Here is an 18,550-nt window from a genome sequence, read left to right as displayed (position 1 = left end):
AGCGCGAGTCCCCCCACAGCTGAGGGGGTGGCAGGAGCACCCTGAGTCCACGTACAACGGTAGAGGTCGTCCGATCCGCGGCCGTCACCCACGAGGAGGACCGATGGCCGCCCGATCCCGCCGCCCGCTGCTGCGCGCCACCCTCGGCGACCACCTCGCCGGGGAGGTCGACCCGATCGCCACCGCCGAGGCCGCCCGCGGCGTCGCCTACGCCCTGGTCGACCGGGCCCGGGTCACCGACGACCCCGAGGTCACCCGCCGGCTGGTCACCCTGGCCGACGACGAGGGCCTCGACGAGCTCGCCGAGCTGTGGGCCGACAGCCCCGCCGTCTCGCTGCCGGGCTCGCTGTGGCGGCTGTACCTGCTGCGCGCCTGGGTGCAGCGCGACCCGGTCGCCGCGGCCCGCCAGTTCGAGGCCGGGCGCGGCCGGGTGCTGCCCCGCGAGGTCGTCGCCGGGCTGGCCGACCCGCCCGGCCCCGACGGCGTCCGGGACCTCGCCGACGCCGTCCTCACCGGGGTCTTCGAGGGCGACCTGGACGTCGCCCTGGACCGGGCCGCCGCGTTCTGCTGGGTCGTCGCCGGCGGCCGGGCCGCGCTGGCCGACGAGCTCGACGACGTCGACAGCGCCGCCGCCGACCGGGTCACCCGCGGCGGCCACGCCCTGGGCCGCACCGCCGACCAGCTGGCCGCCTCCGCCCGCCGCTGGCGCGCCGGCACCCTGCCCTGACGGGGACGGCGTGGTCTCCGGGGGACGAGACGATGCGGGACGGGACGGGGCTGCGCGGGAGCGCACCCGCCAGCTGACCGGGGTGGTGGTCGCCAGCGCGCTGGTCTACCCGCTGCTGCTGTGCGCGGTGCAGCTCGCCCTGGCCCAGTACCTCACCCGCGACCCGGTCGACGCGCTGTGGTGGGGCGGTCTGGCCGTGCTGCTGTGCGTGGCTATCGCCGCCGTCGTCCGGTGGAGCACCGGCCGCCGGGTGACCAGCCCCTGGCTGCTCCTGGGGCTGGTGCCACCGGGGGTCTTCGAGCTGTGGCTGGCCTGGCCGTCCCTCACCCGCTGAGCGTCGGGCAGGATGGACCCGTGACTGAGACCGGCACCCTGGTACTGCTCCGCCACGGCGAGAGCGAGTGGAACAAGGCCAACCTGTTCACCGGCTGGGTGGACGTCTCCCTGTCGGAGAAGGGCCGCGCCGAGGCCGCCCGCGGCGGTGAGCTGCTGGTCGCCGAGGGCCTGCTGCCCGACGTGCTGCACACCTCGCTGCTCAAGCGCGCCATCACCACCGCCGAGCTGGCCCTCGCCGCGGCCGACCGGCAGTGGATCGAGGTCAAGCGGTCCTGGCGGCTCAACGAGCGGCACTACGGCGCCCTGCAGGGCAAGGACAAGGCCGCCACCCTCGCCGAGTACGGCGAGGAGCAGTTCATGACCTGGCGGCGCAGCTACGCCACCCCGCCGCCGCCCATCGACGCCGGCAGCGAGTACAGCCAGGACGCCGACCCGCGCTACGCCTTCCTGCCTCCGGAGGCCCGCCCGGCCACCGAGTGCCTGGCCGACGTCGTCGTCCGGATGCTGCCCTACTGGTACGACGCGATCGTGCCGGACCTGCGCGCCGGCAAGACCGTGCTGGTCACCGCGCACGGCAACAGCCTGCGCGCCCTGGTGAAGCACCTGGACGGCATGGGCGACGACGAGGTCGTCGGCCTCAACATCCCCACCGGCGTCCCGCTGCGCTACGACCTGGACGCCGACCTCAAGCCCACCACCCCCGGCGGCCGCTACCTGGACCCCGACGCCGCCGCCGAGGCCATCAAGGCCGTGGCCGCCCAGGGCAAGAAGTAGCCCGCCCGGCTCAACGTCCGGTCTCCTGGGTCGACCCAGGAGACCGGACCTCGAGCCGCGTCGTGCACCGGCTCATCGTCCGGTCCCCGGGGTGGACCCGCGGGACCGGACGTTGCCCGGGGAGGGACGACGCGAGAGGGCCCCGGACTCGGTGAGTCCGGGGCCCTCTCGTCGTGCGGGATGTCAGCTGGCGGCGGCGATGGGGAGCGGGCGCTCGCCGGTGACCAGGTAGACGACGCGACGGGCGACGCTGACCGCGTGGTCGGCGAAGCGCTCGTAGTAGCGGCCCAGCAGGGTGATGTCGATGGCCGACTCGATGCCGTGCGGCCACTCGTTGCTCAGAAGCTCGCGGAACAGCTGCTGGTGGTTGCGGTCCATCAGGTCGTCGTCGGCCTCGAGCTCGACGGCGGCCTCGACGTCGCGCTTGGCGATGATCGTGCCGGCCTTGGCGACCAGGCTCTCCGCGATGTGCCCCATGTCCAGGAAGACCGGGCGCACCTCCTGCGGGACGGCGTGGTCGGGGAAGCGCATCCGCGCGACCTTGGCGATGTGCTGGGCCAGGTCGCCCATCCGCTCCAGGTCCTGCACCGTGGCCATGGCGGTGGTGATGGCCCGCAGGTCGGTGGCGACCGGCTGCTGGCGGGCCAGCAGGGTGAAGCAGCGCTCGTCGACGTTCTCGCGCACCAGGTCGATGTGCTGGTCGCCGGCGATGACCAGGTCGGCCAGTGCCACGTCGGCGTCGAGCAGGGCCGTCGTCGCCTTGCTCATCGCGGAGCCGACCGAGTTGGTCATGTCGACCAGGCAGGCGTTGATGTCGTCGAGTTCTTCGCGGTAGCTGTCCCGCACGTCTTCCTCCAGGGAACGGCACCCCCCGGGGTGCCGCTGCGTCGTCGGGCCGGCCGCACCCTCGTCTGGATGCGTCTCTGGCGCCTGCAGAGCAGCCTAGAGACAGTTCCGACCCGCCGACGGACCCTGCAGGTGAACGACGGGACACGCGGCCGTGAACAGCTCCCCATCCGGGGGGTCCAGAGCCCGGATCGGGGCGGACCATGCCCCCGGCGGGCCTAGCATCGGCAGCGTGCACCCGCTGCTGTGGCTGGCGCTCGGCCTCGTGACGGGCGGGGTCGTCGGCCTCCTCGTCGCCCGGGCCCACCCCTGGGCGCCCCCGGCCGCCCCCGACCGGTCCCCGCCCCCGGCCACCGCGCCCGGTGAGGCGGCCCTGTCGCGCCGTCTGGTCGACCTGATGGACCCCGCGGTCGTGCTGCTCGACGCCGCCGACGAGGTGCTGCTGGCCAACCCCTCCGCCCGCGCGCTGGGCATCGTGCGCGGCACCCGGCTGATGGTGCCCGGGTTGATCACGGTGGCCCAGGAGGTGCGGGCCGCCGGTGGACGGCGCTCCGACGTCCAGCTCCCCGGCGACCTGGTCGGCGCCGGGCCGCGGATGGTGGGCGTGCACGGGGTGCGGCTGGACAGCGGTCCGGCCCTCGAGCCCGGCCCCGTCGCGCTGGTGCTGCAGGACGTGACCGAGGCCCGCCGGGTCGAGGCCGTCCGCCGGGACTTCGTGGCCAACGTGGGGCACGAGCTGAAGACCCCGGTGGGCGCGCTGGCGCTGCTGGCCGAGGCCACCCAGGGTGCCGCCGACGACCCGGAGACCGTGCAGCGCTTCGCCGCCCGGATGACCCACGAGGCCGACCGGCTGGCCCGGCTGGTCCGGGAGCTCATCGACCTCTCCCGGCTGCAGGGTGCCGAGCCGCTGCCCGACCTGGCCCCCGTCGAGGTGACCACCGTCGTGGCGGAAGCCGTCGACCGCACCCGGCTGGCCGCCGCCGCCAAGGGCATCGAGCTGGCCGTGGGGGAGCAGCCCGGGCTCGTCGTGCGGGGTGTGGAGTCCCAGCTGGCCACCGCCGTCACCAACATGCTCGCCAACGCCGTGGCCTACAGCCCGGAGAAGGCCAAGATCGCCGTCGGCACCCGGGCCCGCTCCGGGTTCGCCGAGATCGCGGTGACCGACTCGGGCATCGGCATCCCCCGGGCCGACCGGGCTCGGGTGTTCGAGCGCTTCTACCGGGTCGACCAGTCCCGGGCCAGCGCCACCGGTGGCACCGGCCTGGGCCTGGCGATCGTCAAGCACGTGGCCACCAACCACGGTGGCTCGGTCACCGTCTGGAGCGAGGAGGGCCTGGGGTCGACGTTCACCCTGCGCGTCCCGCTCGCCCCGGCCGACGCCCCGCCGCCGGCCACCACCGACCCGGCGGGCCGGTCCGTCGACCGGGTCGCCGCCCTGCGCGCTGCCGTCACCGCGACCCCCGCCGGTGCCGGAGAACCCCAGAGAGGACGGTCATGACCCGAGTGCTCGTGGTGGAGGACGAGGAGTCCTTCTCCGACGCGCTGTCCTACATGCTGCGTCGTGAGGGCTACGAGGCCGTGGTCGCCGGCAACGGCATCGACGCGCTCGCCGAGTTCGACCGCAGCGGCGCCGACATCGTGCTGCTGGACCTGATGCTGCCGGGCCTGTCGGGCACCGAGGTGTGTCGGACGCTGCGCGCCAAGAGCGCCGTCCCGATCATCATGCTGACGGCCAAGGACACCGAGATCGACAAGGTCGTGGGCCTGGAGCTCGGTGCGGACGACTACGTCACGAAGCCCTACTCCGCCCGGGAGCTGCTGGCCCGGATCCGGGCGGTGCTGCGCCGCGGCACCGACACCGACCTGCCCGCCGACGCCACGCTGACCGCCGGTCCGGTCCGGATGGACGTCGAGCGGCACACCGTGGCCGTCGACGGCGAGACCGTGTCGCTGCCGCTCAAGGAGTTCGACCTGCTCGAGCTGCTGCTGCGCAACGCCGGCCGGGTGCTCACCCGCGGGCAGCTCATCGACCGGGTCTGGGGATCGGACTACGTCGGGGACACCAAGACCCTCGACGTCCACGTCAAGCGGCTGCGGGCCAAGCTCGAGCCCGACCCGGCGACGCCGAAGTGGCTGGTCACCGTGCGGGGCCTGGGCTACAAGTTCGAGGCCTGAGAGCACCAGTCCGAACGCGAACGGCCCCGGTGCGCAGCACCGGGGCCGTCCACGTCGACCGTCGCGTCACTTGCCGCGGCCGGTCTCCTCCTGCAGTTCGTCGATCTTGATCGAGGCGTCGGCCTTGCTGATGTCCTCGGGGACCTCTTCGCCGGCCTGCTGCGCCAGCGTGCTCAGGTAGCTCTTCTGGGCACCGGTGGCGGGCTCGTCGCCGGTCACCCAGTCGGAGGGGTCCTTCTCTGCCGTGGGGTCACCGGGCTGGCCGGTGTTGACCTTCGAGTCTGCTTCGCTCATGTGTTCGAAGCTACGCCGGGACCGGGGAGTCCGCGCGGCGAACGGCCGGTGCCGTCGCCGGCGCCACGCGGTCGGCGCACCGCAGTCGCGCACGGGCCTCCTCGATCCGCCGTCCGGTGAGGAAGACGTGGTCCGCACCGCAGGGGCAGAGGACGGCCACGGCGACCACGCCGGGGCGGGTGCGCGGGTCCGCGACGGGCCGCAGCCTGCGGTCCGCGACGAGCTCGGTCGCGTGGGTCACGGGGCAGGTGATCAGCAGCATGCGGTCAGCCTGGCGGGGTCGAGCAGCCCGGACGAGTGGCAGGAACGACCATGAACGCCGATTTCCTGCCATGCTGCCCGCATGACCGCACAGCGTCCCCTCGTGGTGAGCGTCCTGGCCTGCGACGGCGCCCTGGGGGCCTTCGGCCTCGGTGTCGCCAGCGAGGTCTTCGGCTACGACCACACCCGCTTCGGGATGCCGCGCTTCGACCTCGCCCTGGTCACCGAGAACCCCGGCCCGGTGCGCACCGACACCGGCCTGGTGCTCGTCGTGGAGCACGGCCTCGAGCGGCTGGCGGTCTCCGACGTCGTGCTGGTCACCTCCTGGGAGGACCTGGCCCGGCCCTGTCCGCCGGCCGTGCTGGACGCACTGCGCGCCGTGCACGCCCGCGGCGGGCAGCTGATCAGCCACTGCAGCGGGGCGTTCGTGCTGGCCGCCGCCGGACTGCTCGACGGCCGCCGGGCGACCACCCACTGGCGGATGGCCGGGGACATGGCGGCGCTGTTCCCCGCCGTCGTCGTCGACCCGCGGGTGCTCTACGTCGACGAGGGCTCGATCATCACCGGGGCGGGCACGGCCTCGGGCGTCGACGCCCTGCTGCACTGGGTGCGCCGCGAGTACGGCCCGGCCGCGGCCAACGGGCTGGCCCGGGAGATGGTCGTGCCCCCGCACCGCGACGGCGGCCAGGCCCAGTACGTCGACGCCCCCGTCGCCCGCTGCGAGGACGACCTGCTGGGCGTGGTGCTGGGTTGGGCGCAGCAGAACCTGGCCGAGGACATCAGCGTCGACCACCTCGCCCGCCGGGCGCTGATGAGCCCGCGCAGCTTCGCCCGCCGCTTCAAGGCCACCACCGGGACGACGCCGCACGCCTGGCTGCTGGCCCAGCGGCTGGCCGCGGCCGAGACGCTGCTGGCCGACTCCGACGCGCCCGTCGAGGAGGTGGCCCGGCTGGTGGGCTTCGGCACCGCGGCGGGCCTGCGCGAGCAGTTCGCCCGTCGCCGGGGGATCAGCCCGCGCGCCTACCGGCAGGCCTTCCGCACCGGGCTGGGCTCAGGTGACGGGTCGGCGGCGGTGCAGCTGGACGTCCACCGGCCGGGGGCTGGCCGGGTGCGGCGCGACGAGACCGGCGTCCAGGCGGGCCTCGGTCAGCCGGCGTAGCTCGGCGTAGGCGGCGCGCCCCAGCAGCTCGGTGAGCTCGGCGGCGTAGGTGAGCACCAGCGGCTCGGCGGCCACGTGCGCGGTGGGGGAGCCGGTGCACCACCAGTGCAGGTCGTGGCCGCCCGGGCCCCAGCCGCGGCGGTCGAACTCCCCGATGCTGCTGACCAGCACCCGGGTCTCGTCCGGGCGGTCCACCCACTCCTGCTCACGACGCACCGGCAGCTGCCAGCACACGTCGGGCTTGGTCTCCAGGGGGTGCCGGTCGGTGCGCAGGGCCAGCCCGTGCAGCGCGCAGCCGCCCCCGCCGGGGTGGTCGGCGCGGTTGAGGAAGACGCAGGCGCCGTCGACGACCCGGGTGCGCAGCGCGGTCCCGCCGTCCTCGTCGGACTCGTCGAGGACGTCGGGCTCGGTCCAGTCCGCTGCCCACTGCGGACGGCGCTGCCAGTCGGCGTCGGTGAGCTCGGCGACGGCGGCCCCGACCCGCTCCAGGTCCTCGGTGTCGGTGAAGAAGGCGCCGTGGTTGCAGCAGCCGTCCTCGGCCCGGCCCTCGACCACCCCGGCGCACCCCCGGCCGTAGACGCACGTCCAGGCCGAGGTCAGCCAGGTCAGGTCGGCCCGGACCCGGTGGTCGGGGTCGGCCGGGTCGGTGAACTCGACCCACTCGCGGGAGAAGTCCAGGTCCACCTCGTCGGGGGGACCGTCCTCCAGCTGCTGCGCCACCGGCCCAGTCCACCACGGCCCCACCGGCACCCGGCAGACTGTCGTCCCATGCGGCTGGGAGTGCTCGACGTCGGTTCGAACACCGTCCACCTGCTGGTGGTCGACGCGCACCGTGGTGCGCACCCCACCCCGGCCCACGACGACAAGTCGGTGCTGCGGCTGGCCGAGCACGTGGGCGCGGACGGCGTGCTGTCCAAGGCGGGGGAGAAGGGGCTGCTCACCGCGGTCCGCCGGGCCCGCAAGGTCGCTGCCGAGCAGGGCTGCGAGGAGCTGCTGGCCTTCGTCACCTCCGCCATCCGGGAGGCCTCCAACGGCCCCGAGGTGCTGGACCGGGTCCGCGAGGCCACCGGGGTGGACCTGCAGGTCCTCTCCGGGGAGGACGAGGCCCGACTGACCTTCCTCGCCGTCCGCCGGTGGTTCGGCTGGAGCGCCGGGCGGCTGCTGGTGCTCGACATCGGTGGCGGTTCCCTGGAGCTGGCCACCGGCATCGACGAGGACCCCGACGTCGCCCTGTCGCTGCCGCTGGGCGCCGGCCGGATGACCCGGCGGTTCCTGCCCGAGGCGCACGAGGGGGGCCGCCCGAGCCTGGAGGCGCTCGGCGAGCTGGACACCCACGCCGCCCGGCTGCTGGCGCCCGCCGCCCGCCGGCTGGCGGCGGCCGGGCCGCCGGACCTGGTCGCGGCGACCTCCAAGACCTTCCGCACCCTGGCCCGCCTCACCGGTGCGGCGCCCTACTCCGCGGGGCTGCGGGTGCCGCGCACGCTGAGCACGGCCGGACTGGGCCAGCTCGTCGGCTTCGTCTCCCGGATCGACTCCGGTGCGCTGGCCGAACTGCAGGGCGTCTCGGTGGACCGGGCCCACCAGGTCCCGGCCGGCGCCGTCGTGGCGCGCGCCGCCCTGCGCGCGGTCGACGTGCCGCACGTGGCAATCTGCCCCTGGGCGCTGCGCGAGGGCATCATCCTGCGCCGGCTGGACGGACTGGAGGGCGCATGACCGACCCCGCAGACCACTCGGTCCGCTCGCTGGCCGAGATCCTCCGGGAGCACGGCCTGGAGTCCGAGGCCGGCACCCGGCCGGGCACGACCGGACCCGTGCGCGCCTCGCAGCGCCGTCGTGGCGTCGACGACCCGCCCTCCTCCCGGCCCGAGGCCACCGGCCGGGACCGCCGCACCAGCGGCGGACGCCGGGCCGATGACGCCACCCCACCCGCCGCGGAGCCGGCGGCACCCCGGGTGGGACGACGCAAGACCGACGTCGACCTGCCCGAGCCCGTGGCGCCCGGCCAGGGTGAGCTCTTCCCCACCGGGGGCCCCACCACGGCCGCCATCCCGGGTCTGCGCCCCGCCCGTACCCCGGGGGTGCCCGGCTCCACGGTGGGCTCCCGGTCGGGCGCACCGGACCTGGCCTCCACCGGGCCGATCCCCAAGATCGTCCTGCCGGCCGAGGAGGAGCCCGCCGAGCCGCTCACCCCGGCCCAGAGCGCGGTCGCCTGGGCCCGCTTCGTCGGCGAGCTCGTGCTGGCCCTGGCGGTCGGTGTCGGCGTCTACTACCTGTTCACCGTGCTCTGGGAGGTCCTGCCCTACCTCGCGGTGGTGCTGGCCCCGCTGGTGCTCACCGGACTGGTCGGCGGGGTCGCGTTCTGGCGTCGGCGGCACGGGCAGCCCCAGCTGGAGACCCGGATCCTGCTGGTCCTGCTGTTCGCCGGGACGCTGCTGGTCGTCGTCCCGGCGGCCGGGTTGCTCTCGGGCACCTGAGCCGCACTAGCGTCCTGGGGGTGAGCAGCGCAGACGCCCCCGCCCGGTCCGGACTCGCCCTCGTGGGCGGCGGCAAGATCGGGGAGGCCCTGGTCTCCGGGCTGGTCCGTCGTCCCGGGGCGGCCTCCTCGATCGCCGTGGTCGAGCGGAGCCCCGAGCGGGCCGCGCAGCTGGAGCAGCGGTACGGCGTCCGGGCGCTGGACCTGGCCGGGGCCGCCGCCACCAGCCGGGTGCTGCTGCTGGCGGTCAAGCCGCAGGACGTCGACGCCCTGCTGGGCCTGCTGGCCCCGCACGTCGACGGCGACCACCTGGTGGTCTCGGTGGCTGCCGGCGTCCCCACGGCGCGGATCGAGGCGCTGCTGCCCGCCGGCACGCCGGTCGTGCGGGTCATGCCCAACACCCCGGCGCTGGTCGACGAGGGCATGAGCGTGCTGTCGGCCGGGGCGCACGCCACCGAGGCGCACCTGGACGAGGCGGAGGCGCTGCTGTCGGCCGTGGGTCAGGTGCGACGGGTCCCGGAGTCCCAGCAGGACGCGGTCACCGCGCTGTCGGGCAGCGGGCCGGCCTACTTCTTCTTCCTGGTCGAGGCGATGATCGACGCCGGCATCCTGCTGGGCCTGCCGCGCACGCTGGCCGCGGACCTGATCGTGCAGACGGCGCTGGGTGCCGCGACCATGCTGCGCGACTCCGGGGAGCACCCGGTGCAGCTGCGCGAGGCCGTCACCAGCCCCGGCGGGACGACGATCGCGGCGATCCGGGAGCTGGAGCGCCACGGTGTGCGGGCGGCGCTGATCGCGGCCATCGAGGCCGCGCACGACCGCTCGGTCGAGCTCGGCCGCTGAGCCCTGCCGCGTCGTCCACGGCGGACGGCGGACGGCGGGCGGCGGTCGGTGCCGGGCCGCGGGGTGTGGGCGAGATGTGGGCAACCGGCCGTTGCGGACTGATCCGTCCTCACGCGTGGTGTCCGTGTTGCACCTGTGAGTCGACTTGTCCACACTTCCTGGGGACGGAGCGTGATCACAGGCCGACGGTCTGGGGACGACGCGCCGTCGAACGAGGGAGCGGGGTCGTCGTGTCGACATGTGCCCAGTACGGACCGGTCCGCATGTTCGATTCACCCATCGCTTCTGTCCCACCAGCCCCCTAACGTCTGTTCCAGCACGTACGTGTCCCGTCCGCCGGTGGGGAAGCCGGCGGCCCGATGCGTGCTAGTAGCGGAGATGAACTGATGACCATGCCCCAGCGCGCCACCTACAACGCCCGTCCGGTCCAGTCCGGCCCGCGTCCGGTCGCCCGTCCCGTGTCGGCCGCCTCGGTGGCCCGTCCGGTCGGTGCCCCGCACCCGGCTGCCGCACCGGTCAACCGGCAGGCCCCGATGCAGCCGCAGCGTGCGGCCGTCACGTTCCTCACCGTGGCCGAGGTCGCCGCGATGATGCGCGTGTCGAAGATGACGGTCTACCGCCTCGTGCACGGCGGCGAGCTCTCCGCCGTCCGCGTGGGCCGCTCCTTCCGCGTCCCCGAGCGCGCCGTGCAGGACTACCTGCGCGACGCCTACACCGACATCGCCTGAGTGGTCGCGGCCCCCGTGCCGCGACCACCCAGGGTCGGCCCGTCCACGACGGACCGACTCGGCGACACCCCCGGCCCCCGGGCCGGGTAGTCTCGACCGTCGAGCGTCGTACCGCTCCCTCCGGGGGCTGCGGCGCACACGAGCGGAACACCCTCGCGCGGTGCCCGGCGTGACCACCGGTCACTGTCCCGGGTCCCACGCGTCCTCGACGTCGGGAGCAGGCACATGGGTTCGGTCATCAAGAAGCGCCGCAAGCGGATGGCGAAGAAGAAGCACCGCAAGCTGCTCAAGAAGACGCGCGTCCAGCGTCGTAACAAGAAGTGAGCTGACGCTCGTGCCGCCCGCGGTCGTCCTCGTCACCGGCGTGAGCCGGTGGCTGGGCGGCGCGCTGGCGGGCGAGCTGGCCGCAGACCCCTCCATCGAGCGGGTCATCGGGGTGGACACCGTGCCCCCCGGCCCCGAGATGCTGCGGCGTCTGGGGCGCACCGAGTTCGTCCGGGCCGACATCCGCAGCCCGTTGATCGGCAAGGTCGTGTCCGCCGCGTCGGTGGACACCGTGGTGCACATGAACATCTCCTCGACCCCCGGTGGGTCGGGTGGGCGCACGTCGATGAAGGAACTCAACGTCATCGGCACGATGCAGCTGCTGGCCGCGTGCCAGCGCGCTCCCTCGGTGCGCCGGTTCGTGCTGAAGTCCACCAGCGCGGTCTACGGGGCCAGCCCCCGCGACCCCGCCGTGTTCACCGAGGCCATGCAGGCCCGCCGGGTGCCCGGGGGCGGCTTCGCCAAGGACAGCCTGGACGTCGAGGGCTACGTGCGGGCCTACTCCCGCCGGCGGCCCGACGTCGACGTGGCGGTGCTGCGGTTCACCAACTTCATCGGCCCGCGGATCGACTCGCTGCTCACCGGCTTCCTGCGGATGCCGGTGGTGCCCACGGCGCTGGGGTTCGACGCCCGCGTCCAGCTGCTGCACGAGGACGACGCGGTGGCCGTGCTGGTCCGCGCCACCACCGGTGACTTCGCCGGCACCGTCAACGTCGGGGCCGAGGGCACGGTGCTGCTGTCCCAGGCCATCCGGCGGCTGGGCCGGGTGGCGCTGCCGCTGCCCACCCAGGCGATGGGCCCGCTGGGCAAGCTGACCCGGCGGGCCGGCATCACCGACTACTCACCCGAGCAGATGCGCTTCCTCAACTTCGGCCGCGTCGTGGACACCACCCGACTGCGCCACGAGTTCGGTTACTCCCCGCGCTTCACCACCGCCGCCGCGTTGGCCGACTACGGCCGCACGGTGGCCCCCGTCGTCGCCCCCGAGCTGGTCAGCGGGCTGACCGCGAACGCCGCACGGGCCGTGGGCCGACTGGCGTCCGTGCTGGACGACGTCGGCCGGACCACCCGGCCGACCCCGTCGGGCACGCACCTGCAGGCGGTGCGCGATGCCTGAGGCCCGGGTCATCCGGCTGCACCCCGACGGCCCCGAGGAGCCGGTGGAGCCCACCGTCCCCGGCCGCGGCTGGGACGCCTCGGTCGCCGGCGGCCTGGAGTTCCTCCGTCGCCGGCTGACCGGTGACTACGACACCGACGAGTTCGGCTTCGACCCCGACCTCACCGACCACCTGCTGCTGCCGGTGCTGCGCCCGCTGTTCGAGCGCTGGTTCCGGGTGGAGACCGTCGGACTGGAGAACGTGCCCGACGTCGGCGGTGCGCTCATCGTGGCCAACCACTCGGGCACGGTCCCGATGGACGCGCTGATGACCACCGTGGCGCTGCACGACGAGCACCCCGCCGCCCGCCGCTTCCGCCTGCTGGGCGCCGACCTGGTCTTCCAGGTCCCCTTCATCGGTGCCATGGCCCGCAAGCTGGGTGCCACGCTGGCCTGCAACGAGGACGCCGAACGGCTGCTCACCGAGGGTGAGCTGGTCGGGGTCTTCCCCGAGGGGTTCAAGGGCGTCGGGAAGCCGTTCAGCGAGCGGTACACCCTGCAGCGGTTCGGCCGTGGCGGGTTCGTCACGGCCGCCCTGCGCACGGGCGTGCCGATCGTGCCGTGCGCGATCGTCGGGGCCGAGGAGATCTACCCGATGATCGGCAACGCGAAGACCGCGGCCCGGGTGCTGGGCCTGCCCTACTTCCCGATCACCCCGACGTTCCCGCTGCTGGGCCCGCTCGGGGCGGTCCCGCTGCCCTCCAAGTGGTTCATCGCCTTCGGGGCGCCCATCGAGACCGCCTCCTACGGCCCGGGCGCAGCCGAGGACCCGATGCTGGTCTTCAACCTCACCGACCAGGTGCGGGAGAACATCCAGCAGTCGCTGTACCAGCTGCTGCTCAAGCGCCGGTCCGTCTTCTCCTGAGGCTCAGAAGGGCCAGCGGTTGCGGCGCCGGAGGGCGATCAGGCCGCTGACCGCGCCGCCCCCGACGGCGGCCGCACCCAGCGTGGGGACGCCGATCCGGGCGGCCTTGCGGCCGGTGCGGAAGTCCTTGACGTCCCAGCCGCGGGAGCGGGCCACGGCCTTGAGCTCGCTGTCGGGGTTGACCGCGACCGCGGTGCCGACCATCGACAGCATGGGCAGGTCGTTGGAGGAGTCGCTGTACGCGGTGCAGCGGCTCAGGTCCAGTCCTTCCCGCTCGGACAGCGCCAGCACCGCCTGGGCCTTGGCCTCGTGGTGCATCAGCTCGCCGACCAGCCGGCCGGTGTAGACGCCGTCCACGATCTCCGACACCGTGCCCAGGGCGCCGGTGAGGCCCAGCCGGCGGGCGATGACCGAGGCCAGCTCGACCGGGGTGGCGGTGACCAGCCAGACCCGCTGACCGGCGGCCAGGTGCTGCTGGGCCAGCAGGCGGGTGCCCGACCAGATCCGGTCGGCCATCAGCTCGTCGTAGATCTCCTCACCGGCGTCGACGATCTCGGTGACCGTCTTGCCGGCGATGAAGGCCAGCGCGTTGTCCCGCACGGCGTGCACGTCGATGGCGGACTCGCTGCCGGCGACCCGGAACTTGGCCTGCTGCCAGACGAAGCTGGCCACGTCGCGGCCGGTGAAGTACTTGCGGGCGGCCAGCCCGCGGGCGAACCAGAACAGCGAGGCGCCCATCATCATCGTGTTGTCGCAGTCGAAGAACGCGGCCGCGGTGGGGTCGGGCGTGACCGCCGGGGGCGCCTCGACATCGGCCGCGGCGGCGGAGGCGGCGCCCGCGACGAGCGCGCGGGCCTCCTCGTCCTCGATGCCGGCGGGCGTGCGGGCGCGGTCACCGCGGAAGGGCACCCGGACCACTGCTGCCACCCCCTCGTGCTGCCGGCCCCCGTGCGGGAGCGCCGCTGCCGACCCTATCCGGAGGGTCTCAGCAGCCCACGGTGATCAGCGGGGGCGCGCAGACCTGCACGCCGGGGACCAGCGGGGGCACCTCGACGAGGGCGCCGCCGGTGCTCGGGGGCGCCGTCGGCACCACCGTGGGGACGACGGGCGCCGGCGCCGGGCTGGGGACGGCGGCCGTGGGGCTGGGGGCCGCGCCGCCGGTCGGGGCAGGTGCGCCGCCACCCCCGCCACCGCCACCCCCGACACCGCCGCCCGGGCCGGCGGTGCCGGTGGGGGCCGCGCCGCCACCGGCGGGGGCCGGTGCGGTCTCGCTCGCCGGTGCCCCGGTGGTGGGTGCGGCCGTGGCCGGGGTGCTGGGCATGGGTGTCGCGGACGGCGTCGACGTCCCCGAGGGGTCGGTCGGGGTCGCGCAGGGGGCGGGCACGGGACCCAGCTCGTCGGAGCCCGCGGTCTGCAGCCCACCGGGGCAGGCGAAGCCGGTCTGCAGGGCCGCCGACCGGGCGGCCACCCGGTCGACCAGGGCGAGCGAGGCGGCGGCGTCGGGTCGGGCCTCGGCGGGGAGCGCGGCCTCCACGGCGGCGATCCCCTCGCGCTGGGCGACGGTCCAGCCGTCCAGGGTGGCCAGTGGGGCGGGGTCCCCGGCGGCCACGATCGTGCCGGTCAGCGAGTCCGTGCCCTCGGTGGTCTGCTGGTCCATCGTGGCCAGCACGTCGCGGACGGTGCCCACGTCGGTGCCGTCGGCTGCCAGGACCGCGTCGGACCCGTCGGCGGTCGGCGCGACCGGCGCCGCCACCGGGACGGCCAGGGCGCCGGCCTCCACCCCGGTCAGCTGCTCCAGTTCGGTGAGCCGGGTGCTGGCGAACCCGAGCAGGGTGAGGCCCCGGTCGGTGTCGGAGGCCAGGGCGAGCTGGGTCTGCTCCGTGCCGCGCTTGACGTCGTAGAGCAGGTCGCCGGGCTCGGAGCCCTGGGCGAGGGCCACCAGGCCCGACAGCGTCGCCACCGTGAGCGCGGCTCCGGTCAGTCCGGCGGTGAGCCGGCTCCGCCAGCGCGCAGCAGGGGTGTCCACGGCCCGTCCGGACAGCAGCCGCTGGGCCAGCGAGGGCGTGGGCTCCGGCGTCCGGACGGCGGCCATGGCGACCAGCCGGGCGCGCTGCCGGGCCCGGACGTCGTCGTCGAGGGTGGGGGCGTGCTGGCCGAGCAGGGTGAGGCGGGCGGCGAGGGCGTCCTCGAGCACCGCGCCGGACGGGGCGTCCACGCCCGCCGTCCGCTGCCCGTCCCTCACCGCTGTCCTCCGTCTGCCCCGTGGGTCCTGCCCGGTCGCCGTGCCGGTCGCGCCCCGTGGGCCGACCCGGTGGGTACCACGGCGACCAACGAAGCCCCCGAGCGGTGGGTACGGGGTACCCACCGGTAACTTGCCCGGCCCCCTCCCGGGGGTGAGGACGCGGTCACCGGAGGCCCTCGGGCAGCAGGTTGCCCAGCCGCTTCACCGCGCGGTGCTGCAGGGCTTTGATGGCGCCGTCCTTCTTGCCCATCGCGGCCGCGGTCTCCGCGACCGACAGGCCCTGCAGGAAGCGCAGCACGATGCACTCGCGCTGCTCGTCGTTGAGCTGGGCCACGCAGGCCAGCAGCTGCTCGTTGGTCAGGCCCTGCAGCACGGCGTCCTCGGGGCCGTCGGTGGCCCGGTCGGCGTCCCGCATGTCGGCCGTGCTGACCTCCAGACGGAACCGGCTGCTCTTCACGTGGTCCCGGACGATGTTGCGGGCGATGGTGACCAGCCAGGCGCCGACGTCGCGACCCTGGAAGCTCAGCGAGTCGATGCGCCGCAGGGCCCGGACGAAGGTCTCGCTGGTGAAGTCCTCGGCGGTCTGCCGGTCGGACACCCGGTGGTAGAGGTAGCGGAAGACCATGTCGGCGTACCGGTCGTAGAGCTCGCCGAAGGCCTCGGCGCGGCCCTGCTGGGCGTCGGCGACCAGCGCCCAGACGGCGATCTGCTCCTCGCCCTCGGGCTCGGTGGGCAGGCCCTCGAGGTCGTCGTCCTCCTCGGTCCCGTCGGTCCCGTCGGTCTCCATGGGCTCGGCGGGCTCGGCGGACTCGGCGGGCTCCGCGGGCTCGTCGGGGGTCGCGGCGTGCCGCGGGACCCCGTCGACGGGTACGGGGGCCGGGACGGGGGCGGTGGCGTCGGCGGCGGGCGCGACGGCGTCCTCGGCCGGGAGGCGCGGGCGCGGGGTGGGGCGCGGCCGGGGCGTGGGCCGGGCGGCGTCACCGGGGCGGGGGTGCGGCACCGCGATCCCGTCGACCGGTGCCCCGGCGTGCAGGCCGTCGGGGGCGAACCGCGCGGTCAGGTCGCCGGTGTCGGTGGAGCGTGGGCGGGGCACGGCCTCGTCCACCTCCTCGTCACGGGGCTGGTCGGGGGCCCGGCGACGGTGTCGGACCGCTCCTGACCTGCGCGGGCAGGCCCCATGGTGACAACATCGTGCGCCTGCGTCCACGCGACCGCCCCCGACCCGGTGGGGCGGTGACCCGTGCGGAGGACGCGGCCTGAGCAGGAGGGTGGTCCCGGTGCCGGCTGGCCGCAGCGACGTCCGCACGTTCGACGGTCTGGTGCGCGCCGCCGCGACCGCCTCCGGGTCGGCCCCGGCGCTGGTCCAGGGCGAGCGCCGGCTGAGCTGGACCGAGCTGGACGCCGCGGTCGACCGGGCCGCGGCCGGTTACGCCGCCCGCGGGCTGACCGCGGGGGAGCGGGTCGCCGTCCAGCTGCCCAACGGGGTCGACTGGGTGGTCGCGGTGGTGGGCGCGCTGCGCGCCGGGCTGGTCGTCGTCCCGGTGAACACCGCCTACACCGACCCCGAGCTCGAGCACCTGCTCGGCGACTCCGGCGCCCGGCTGCTGGTGGGCACCACCGAGCGGACCGCCCCGGGCGGGGTGCCCGCGCTGGCCGGCCCCCCGGCCTCCGACGACGCGCCGCCGGCCGACCGCGACGACCCCTCCGCGCTGGCCGTCCTCTGCTACACCAGCGGCACGACCGGTCGCCCCCGCGGGGCGATGCTCACCCACGCCGCGCTGCTGGCCAACCAGCAGCAGGTGCTCTCCGTGCAGCCGGCCCCGGTCCGCCCCGGCGACGTCGTGCTGCTGGTGCTGCCGCTGTTCCACGTCTACGGCCTCAACGGCGCCCTGGGCCTGGTCGCGGCGACCGGGGCGTGCGGCGTGCTCGTCGACTCCTTCGACCCGGTCGCCACCCTGGAGCTGATGGCCCGCGAGGGCGTCAGCGCCGTCCCCGGTGCGCCGCCGATGTACCAGGCCTGGCTGGCCGCGGCCGACGCCGCCGGCTCGGACACCGCGCTGCGCCGGGCCTTCGCCGCCGTGCACACCGCCAGCTGCGGGGCCGCCCCGCTGCCCGCCCGCATCTGGACGGCGATGCGGGACCGGGCCGCGGTCACCGTGTGGATGGGCTACGGCCTCACCGAGGCCGCCCCCGTGCTGGCCACCACGCTGGTCACCGGCCGGGCCGAGCCCGAGTGCATCGGCGCCCCGCTGCCCGGCGTGGAGCTGGTGCTGCGGGACACCGCAGGTGGGCCCGGTGCGGGCCCGGACCCGGGCAGCAAGGTCCGCGAGGACGTCTTCGGCGACCCGTTCGGCGACGACCCGGCCGACGCTGCCGGCGAGGTCTGCGTGCGTGGGGCCAACCTGTTCAGCGGCTACTGGCCCGACGGCGCCGACGGCCCGGACGCCGAGGGCTGGCTGCTCACCGGCGACATCGCCTACCGGGACGCCGTCGGCGACCTGCACCTGGTCGACCGCCGCCGCGACCTGGTGCTGGTCAGAGGCTTCAACGTCTACCCCGGTGAGGTCGAGCGGGTCCTGGAGGAGCACCCCGAGGTGGCCGAGGCCGCGGTCGTCGGGATGCCCGACGACCGCACCGGTGAGTCGGTGCGCGCGGTCGTCGTCCGCACGTCCGGCAGCACCGTGGACGCCGACGCGCTGCGGGCCCACGCGGCGCGTTCGCTGGCCCGGTTCAAGGTGCCGGCCACGTTCACCTTCGTCGCGCAGCTGCCGCACTCCCTGACCGGCAAGGTCAGCCGGGCCCGGCTGCGCGAGCTGGGGCTGGACCGGATGGCCGCCGAGACCGAGACGGTCGAGGGGGTCGGCGAGGGTGCCTGAGCGCGAGCTGCAGCTGCTCACCCGGGAGGGCTGCCACCTGTGTGTGGCGGCCGCGGAGACCCTGGACCGGCTGGCCGCCGAGGCCGGGCTGGCCGTCACCGCGGTCGACGTCGACGCCGACCCCGACCTGCAGGCCGAGTTCGGCGACCGGGTGCCGGTCGTGCTGCTCGACGGCCGCGAGCACTCCTACTTCACCGTCGACGTCGACCGGCTGCGCCGCGACCTCGGGACCGCCTGACCCGCTGGTCCACCCCCGTGGTAGGCGTCCGGTGCGTGGCGTCGGCCACAGCAGGGCGCTGTGACCTGCGCCGACGCCCTCAGCGACTTTGTTCCAGCGTTCACAAGCGGTTACCGTGGAGTTGCCGGCGGGAGACGCACGCCGGACGACCGCCCTCCTCGCACCCGATCCCACCCCCGGTGGTGCCCGGTGAGGCGCCCGACGACCACCGCCCCGCGACGTCCCCGCGACGT

The 18,550-nt window shown here is 75.2% G+C and carries 22 protein-coding genes; 15 read left to right on the top strand and 7 right to left on the bottom strand.

The features are described from left to right. The first annotated feature begins 103 nt into the window (after positions 1–103). The 3 genes from ASG41_RS03130 to ASG41_RS03120 all read left to right on the top strand — a co-directional run bounded on the left by ASG41_RS03130 (position 104) and on the right by ASG41_RS03120 (position 1,837). Complete coding sequence (locus tag ASG41_RS03130; RefSeq protein ID WP_056289452.1) at positions 104–727, top strand: hypothetical protein; 624 nt, start codon at positions 104–106, stop codon at positions 725–727. Between the two features lie 82 nt (positions 728–809). Then, complete coding sequence (locus ASG41_RS03125) at positions 810–1,061, top strand: hypothetical protein (RefSeq protein ID WP_157518919.1); 252 nt, start codon at positions 810–812, stop codon at positions 1,059–1,061. 20 nt (positions 1,062–1,081) lie between these two features. Continuing rightward, complete coding sequence (locus tag ASG41_RS03120) at positions 1,082–1,837, top strand: phosphoglyceromutase (protein WP_056289447.1); 756 nt, start codon at positions 1,082–1,084, stop codon at positions 1,835–1,837. 183 nt (positions 1,838–2,020) lie between these two features. Here the strand turns inward: ASG41_RS03120 and phoU are convergent, their stop codons facing one another. Next, positions 2,021–2,683: a phosphate signaling complex protein PhoU gene (phoU, locus tag ASG41_RS03115; RefSeq protein WP_056289444.1), complete on the bottom strand. Its 663-nt coding sequence runs from the start codon at positions 2,681–2,683 to the stop codon at positions 2,021–2,023. A gap of 232 nt (positions 2,684–2,915) precedes the next feature. Between phoU and ASG41_RS03110 the strand changes: the two genes are divergently transcribed. Together ASG41_RS03110 and ASG41_RS03105 are read left to right on the top strand one after the other, a co-directional pair. Further along, entirely contained in the window at positions 2,916–4,181 is a 1,266-nt protein-coding gene (locus ASG41_RS03110) for a cell wall metabolism sensor histidine kinase WalK (protein WP_082556480.1), read from the top strand. Further along, the gene (locus tag ASG41_RS03105; protein WP_056289442.1) at positions 4,178–4,858 is read left to right on the top strand and encodes a response regulator transcription factor; all 681 of its coding nucleotides are present in this window, start codon (positions 4,178–4,180) and stop codon (positions 4,856–4,858) included. Before ASG41_RS03110 ends, ASG41_RS03105 begins: the two co-directional genes overlap by 4 nt. Before the next feature lie 66 nt (positions 4,859–4,924). Here the strand turns inward: ASG41_RS03105 and ASG41_RS03100 are convergent, their stop codons facing one another. Next, a complete protein-coding gene (locus tag ASG41_RS03100; protein WP_056289439.1) occupies positions 4,925–5,152 on the bottom strand; it encodes a DUF3072 domain-containing protein in 228 nt (75 codons plus the stop codon). Positions 5,153–5,162: 10 nt separating this feature from the next. After that, complete coding sequence (locus ASG41_RS03095; protein ID WP_056289436.1) at positions 5,163–5,414, bottom strand: hypothetical protein; 252 nt, start codon at positions 5,412–5,414, stop codon at positions 5,163–5,165. 81 nt (positions 5,415–5,495) lie between these two features. Here ASG41_RS03095 and ASG41_RS03090 point away from each other — a divergent pair, with 81 nt between their 5' ends. Further along, positions 5,496–6,572: a helix-turn-helix domain-containing protein gene (locus ASG41_RS03090; protein WP_056289434.1), complete on the top strand. Its 1,077-nt coding sequence runs from the start codon at positions 5,496–5,498 to the stop codon at positions 6,570–6,572. Here ASG41_RS03090 and ASG41_RS03085 read toward each other — a convergent pair. After that, positions 6,465–7,292, bottom strand: coding sequence for a hypothetical protein (locus ASG41_RS03085; RefSeq protein WP_056289431.1), 828 nt, complete (start codon positions 7,290–7,292; stop codon positions 6,465–6,467). The genes ASG41_RS03090 and ASG41_RS03085 overlap by 108 nt on opposite strands. Before the next feature lie 48 nt (positions 7,293–7,340). On the opposite strand from ASG41_RS03085, the gene ASG41_RS03080 reads away from it, so the two are divergent. The 7 genes from ASG41_RS03080 to ASG41_RS03055 all read left to right on the top strand — a co-directional run bounded on the left by ASG41_RS03080 (position 7,341) and on the right by ASG41_RS03055 (position 12,961). Beyond that, positions 7,341–8,285 (top strand): hypothetical protein, encoded by a 945-nt coding sequence (locus ASG41_RS03080; protein WP_056289428.1) that lies wholly within the window; start codon positions 7,341–7,343, stop codon positions 8,283–8,285. Then, the gene (locus tag ASG41_RS03075; protein ID WP_056289425.1) at positions 8,282–9,046 is read left to right on the top strand and encodes a hypothetical protein; all 765 of its coding nucleotides are present in this window, start codon (positions 8,282–8,284) and stop codon (positions 9,044–9,046) included. The genes ASG41_RS03080 and ASG41_RS03075 overlap by 4 nt, the downstream gene beginning before the upstream one ends. Before the next feature lie 20 nt (positions 9,047–9,066). Continuing rightward, the gene (gene proC, locus ASG41_RS03070; RefSeq protein WP_056289421.1) at positions 9,067–9,888 is read left to right on the top strand and encodes a pyrroline-5-carboxylate reductase; all 822 of its coding nucleotides are present in this window, start codon (positions 9,067–9,069) and stop codon (positions 9,886–9,888) included. A 533-nt stretch (positions 9,889–10,421) separates the two neighbouring features. Further along, positions 10,422–10,616: a helix-turn-helix domain-containing protein gene (locus tag ASG41_RS25350; RefSeq protein ID WP_056290276.1), complete on the top strand. Its 195-nt coding sequence runs from the start codon at positions 10,422–10,424 to the stop codon at positions 10,614–10,616. 225 nt (positions 10,617–10,841) lie between these two features. Then, complete coding sequence (locus tag ASG41_RS22755) at positions 10,842–10,940, top strand: 30S ribosomal protein bS22 (protein WP_012854759.1); 99 nt, start codon at positions 10,842–10,844, stop codon at positions 10,938–10,940. 10 nt (positions 10,941–10,950) lie between these two features. Then, a complete protein-coding gene (locus ASG41_RS03060; RefSeq protein ID WP_056289419.1) occupies positions 10,951–12,057 on the top strand; it encodes an NAD-dependent epimerase/dehydratase family protein in 1,107 nt (368 codons plus the stop codon). Continuing rightward, positions 12,050–12,961 carry a lysophospholipid acyltransferase family protein gene (locus ASG41_RS03055; RefSeq protein ID WP_056289417.1) on the top strand — a complete coding sequence of 304 codons (912 nt, stop codon included), beginning with the start codon at positions 12,050–12,052 and terminating at the stop codon, positions 12,959–12,961. The genes ASG41_RS03060 and ASG41_RS03055 overlap by 8 nt, the downstream gene beginning before the upstream one ends. Before the next feature lie 3 nt (positions 12,962–12,964). Here ASG41_RS03055 and ASG41_RS03050 read toward each other — a convergent pair whose 3' ends face one another. The 3 genes from ASG41_RS03050 to ASG41_RS03040 all read right to left on the bottom strand — a co-directional run bounded on the left by ASG41_RS03050 (position 12,965) and on the right by ASG41_RS03040 (position 16,296). Then, a complete protein-coding gene (locus ASG41_RS03050; protein WP_235564404.1) occupies positions 12,965–13,888 on the bottom strand; it encodes an HAD family phosphatase in 924 nt (307 codons plus the stop codon). Positions 13,889–13,946: 58 nt separating this feature from the next. Next, positions 13,947–15,176 (bottom strand): DUF5667 domain-containing protein, encoded by a 1,230-nt coding sequence (locus ASG41_RS03045; protein WP_056289411.1) that lies wholly within the window; start codon positions 15,174–15,176, stop codon positions 13,947–13,949. A 190-nt stretch (positions 15,177–15,366) separates the two neighbouring features. Next, positions 15,367–16,296 carry a sigma-70 family RNA polymerase sigma factor gene (locus ASG41_RS03040; protein ID WP_255352952.1) on the bottom strand — a complete coding sequence of 310 codons (930 nt, stop codon included), beginning with the start codon at positions 16,294–16,296 and terminating at the stop codon, positions 15,367–15,369. A 184-nt stretch (positions 16,297–16,480) separates the two neighbouring features. On the opposite strand from ASG41_RS03040, the gene ASG41_RS03035 reads away from it, so the two are divergent. Next, positions 16,481–18,079, top strand: coding sequence for a class I adenylate-forming enzyme family protein (locus ASG41_RS03035; protein WP_056290270.1), 1,599 nt, complete (start codon positions 16,481–16,483; stop codon positions 18,077–18,079). Further along, positions 18,072–18,317 (top strand): glutaredoxin family protein, encoded by a 246-nt coding sequence (locus tag ASG41_RS03030; RefSeq protein WP_056289409.1) that lies wholly within the window; start codon positions 18,072–18,074, stop codon positions 18,315–18,317. The genes ASG41_RS03035 and ASG41_RS03030 overlap by 8 nt, the downstream gene beginning before the upstream one ends. The last annotated feature ends 233 nt before the right edge of the window (positions 18,318–18,550 follow it).

The organism is Modestobacter sp. Leaf380 (assembly GCF_001424485.1).
Lineage (GTDB): Bacteria > Actinomycetota > Actinomycetes > Mycobacteriales > Geodermatophilaceae > Klenkia.
The sequence above is the reverse complement of the archived record's forward strand: the minus strand, read 5'-3'. Positions and strand labels throughout refer to the sequence as shown.

What these genes read in the sequence shown, in the direction of transcription:
- ASG41_RS03080 (WP_056289428.1), top strand. Translation starts at nt 7,341, where the DNA reads ATGCGGCTGGGAGTGCTCGACGTCGGTTCGAACACCGTCCACCTGCTG.
- ASG41_RS03075 (WP_056289425.1), top strand. Translation starts at nt 8,282, where the DNA reads ATGACCGACCCCGCAGACCACTCGGTCCGCTCGCTGGCCGAGATCCTC.
- ASG41_RS03055 (WP_056289417.1), top strand. Translation starts at nt 12,050, where the DNA reads ATGCCTGAGGCCCGGGTCATCCGGCTGCACCCCGACGGCCCCGAGGAG.
- ASG41_RS03100 (WP_056289439.1), bottom strand. Translation starts at nt 5,152, where the DNA reads ATGAGCGAAGCAGACTCGAAGGTCAACACCGGCCAGCCCGGTGACCCC.
- ASG41_RS03090 (WP_056289434.1), top strand. Translation starts at nt 5,496, where the DNA reads ATGACCGCACAGCGTCCCCTCGTGGTGAGCGTCCTGGCCTGCGACGGC.
- ASG41_RS03130 (WP_056289452.1), top strand. Translation starts at nt 104, where the DNA reads ATGGCCGCCCGATCCCGCCGCCCGCTGCTGCGCGCCACCCTCGGCGAC.
- ASG41_RS03105 (WP_056289442.1), top strand. Translation starts at nt 4,178, where the DNA reads ATGACCCGAGTGCTCGTGGTGGAGGACGAGGAGTCCTTCTCCGACGCG.
- ASG41_RS03095 (WP_056289436.1), bottom strand. Translation starts at nt 5,414, where the DNA reads ATGCTGCTGATCACCTGCCCCGTGACCCACGCGACCGAGCTCGTCGCG.
- ASG41_RS22755 (WP_012854759.1), top strand. Translation starts at nt 10,842, where the DNA reads ATGGGTTCGGTCATCAAGAAGCGCCGCAAGCGGATGGCGAAGAAGAAG.
- ASG41_RS25350 (WP_056290276.1), top strand. Translation starts at nt 10,422, where the DNA reads ATGCAGCCGCAGCGTGCGGCCGTCACGTTCCTCACCGTGGCCGAGGTC.